Origin of the sequence: Actinomyces polynesiensis, from assembly GCF_000820725.1 — a bacterium.
GTDB classification, from domain to species: Bacteria; Actinomycetota; Actinomycetes; order Actinomycetales; family Actinomycetaceae; genus Pauljensenia; species Pauljensenia polynesiensis.
The window spans coordinates 1-2,764 of the sequence record NZ_CCXH01000074.1 but is presented as its reverse complement, the minus strand read 5'-3'; the positions used below and the strand labels follow the sequence as shown (position 1 = coordinate 2,764).

Below are 2,764 nucleotides of genomic sequence, written 5' to 3'. Positions count from 1 at the left end.
GGAGCCCCCAAGACAGCCCGGAGCCCCCAAAGCAGCCCGGCCAACCCGACACAGCCCGGCCAACCCGGATGTCCGACCTGCCGGGTCGTCGTCCTCGTCCGGGCACTCGTGCCGCCACCCGCGGGGCACCACCCACCCGGAGCGGGCCGGGTCTGCGTCTGCCTCAGTTCCCGCCGATGGCGGAGAACCCGCCGATCCCGAGGCCGAAGATCCACACGACCAGCGTGACCACGATGGCCATGACCTTGTTCTGCTCGTAGCCCTCCAGCGGGCGACCGTCCTTGCTCCGCTGGTTGCCCGTGAGCACCAGGATCAGGTCGATGATCGCCCAGAGTCCGAAGCCGCCTGCGGTGATGAGCTTGAGGATGCCGGTGCCGATCTTGCCCAGGTAGAAGCGGTCCACACCGATGACCCCGAGGAAGAGGGACAACAACCAGGTGATCACGAAGTTCTTCGGGGGTGTCTGCGTGTAGTAGGTGCTCATCGGTGGTGCCTCCTGCTGACTGACTCCCACTGCCGTGGGTGGCCGCGCTGTCCGCGCGTCCCCGCGCCCAGCATAGGCACCGGGGGCGGCTCCACCACCTCGCGGCCACGCCGCCGCCCCGCCACCACCCACCACACTTCCGCCCCGCCACCACCCACCACCACACGGACACCTCGTCACCGGGGACGCCTCCGGCGCGGTAATTCGTCGGACATCCCCCGGTGGCTCCACGGCGGGTCCGGCAGGTCCGGACCGGTCGGAGCCGGTTCGGCCGACGTCACGATCCCACTCCCCGTGCCTGAACTGGAGCATCCGGTGAAACCCCAGAACTCCTCCGACCTCCCCGACCCCGACGGCGTCCCCCAGGACCCGGGCGCACGTCCCGTCCCCACCCGCGCCGAGCGCCTCGACCGTCTGCCCTTCACCCGCCGACATGCGCGACTCCTGGTCGGCTCCGGGGTCGGGTGGGCGCTGGACGCCATGGACGTCGGCCTGATCTGCTTCGTCATGGTGGCCGTGGCCGCACACTGGGACCTCTCGAAGTCCACGACCGGGTGGATCGCCTCCATCGGCTTCATCGGCATGGCGATCGGCGCCACCCTGGGCGGGGCGGTCGCGGACAGGGTCGGGCGTCGCCAGGTCTTCGCCCTCACCCTCGTCGTCTACGGGATCGCCACGGGTATCTCGGCCCTGTCCGTGTCGGTGGCGATGTTCATGGTGCTGCGCTTCCTCGTCGGGCTGGGGCTCGGTGCGGAGCTGCCGGTCGCCTCGACCCTGGTCAGCGAGTACGCGCCCCGCGCGATCCGCGGGCGCATGGTCGTGTGGCTGGAGGCGTTCTGGGCGGTGGGCTGGCTGCTCGCCGCCGTCATCGGTGCCTTCGTGGTCCCGTCCTCGCCCGTCGGGTGGCGTTGGGCCCTGGCGATCGGGATGGCGCCGGCCGTCTACGCGATCATCGTGCGCCTGCACCTGCCGGAGTCCGTGCGCTTCCTGGAGTCGAAGGGCCGCCACGAGGAGGCCGAGGCCAGCGTGCGCGAGTTCGAGGCCGCGGCCGGTATCAGCGCACCGCAGCCCGCAGGGGTCGGCGGGGCCAGCGGCGAGCGCCCCACTTCCGGGGCCGGGAGCGCGGACGAGGGCGACGCAGTCCCGCTCCCCACCGCCGGGGTGGGCGCGGGAGGTGCCGACGAGGGCGGAGCCGCCGACCTGCCCGCTCACCGGGCCGGGCACGAGGTGGCGACGGACGGGACCGTGTCCATCTGGTCCCCCGCCCTGCGTCGACGCACCGCCGCCCTGTGGACGATCTGGCTGTGCATCAACCTCAGCTACTACGGGGCATTCGTGTGGATCCCGAGCCTCCTGGTCGAACAGGGGTTCACGATGGTCAAGTCCTTCCAGTTCACGCTGGTGATCACGCTCGCCCAGCTGCCCGGATATGCGGCGGCGGCCTGGCTCATCGAGAAGTGGGGACGCAGGCTCACGCTCGGCGTGTTCCTGGTCGGGTCCGCGGTCGCGGCCGCCCTGTACGGACTGGCGAGCACCGGGTCGATGATTATCGCCGCGGGCATGCTGCTCTCCTTCTTCAACCTGGGTGCCTGGGGCGCCCTCTACGCCATCGGACCGGAGCTCTACCCGACCTCCGTGCGGGGGACAGGGACGGGAGCGGCCGCAGGCTTCGGGCGGCTGGCCTCGATCGCCGCCCCGCTGCTGGTTCCCGTGCTCCTAGGGGCCGGGGGCAACCACCTGGTGTTCGGCGTCTTCGCCGTGGCCTTCGCGGTTGCGGCCGCGGGCGCCTTCACCCTGCCCGAACTCAAGGGGCAGCGCCTGGGCGACTGAAGGTCCGGCTGCTGGGCACCCGGCCCTCCCTGGGTTCGGGTCCCGTGGACTGTCCCGCTCGGAGAGCCGTGGTGGCAGGTCTGGACTCCCGGGTGGACGACCGCTCGGCGGGCAGCACTCCCGGCACTCCCGCCTCACGCCCGGCAGGCCCCACGGGGGCCGCCCTCGTCCGCCGAGGTGGCGGGCGCGGCGCGAACCGGTGGCACGGACCCGTGGCGCGGACCCCCCCAGCACGGACCGGTGGCGCGGAGTTCCAGCACCGGGACGGGGCGGTCACGCAGCACGGCGTGTCCCGCGGGACGGACGCAGGACCTCGGAGACCTGCTGGGGGTACCCCGGCAGATCATGGGGCACCGGGTCCGGAGGGCAGGGGTGTGGCCGCCCTCGTCGGCGGGAATGGCGCGCGGGTCCCGCGCGTTGCACCCATGGAACGCACAACGCGACGTCCAT

2 protein-coding genes are annotated in these 2,764 nt (G+C 72.3%); one reads left to right on the top strand and one right to left on the bottom strand.

Going from position 1 to position 2,764, the window contains the following annotated elements:
• Positions 1 to 163 precede the first annotated feature (163 nt).
• On the bottom strand, positions 164 to 484 hold the full coding sequence (locus tag TA90_RS02775; RefSeq protein ID WP_043534500.1) for a TM2 domain-containing protein: 321 nt from the start codon (positions 482 to 484) through the stop codon (positions 164 to 166).
• Positions 485 to 799: 315 nt separating this feature from the next.
• On the opposite strand from TA90_RS02775, the gene TA90_RS02770 reads away from it, so the two are divergent.
• Positions 800 to 2,314 carry an MFS transporter gene (locus TA90_RS02770; RefSeq protein WP_231550635.1) on the top strand — a complete coding sequence of 505 codons (1,515 nt, stop codon included), beginning with the start codon at positions 800 to 802 and terminating at the stop codon, positions 2,312 to 2,314.
• The last annotated feature ends 450 nt before the right edge of the window (positions 2,315 to 2,764 follow it).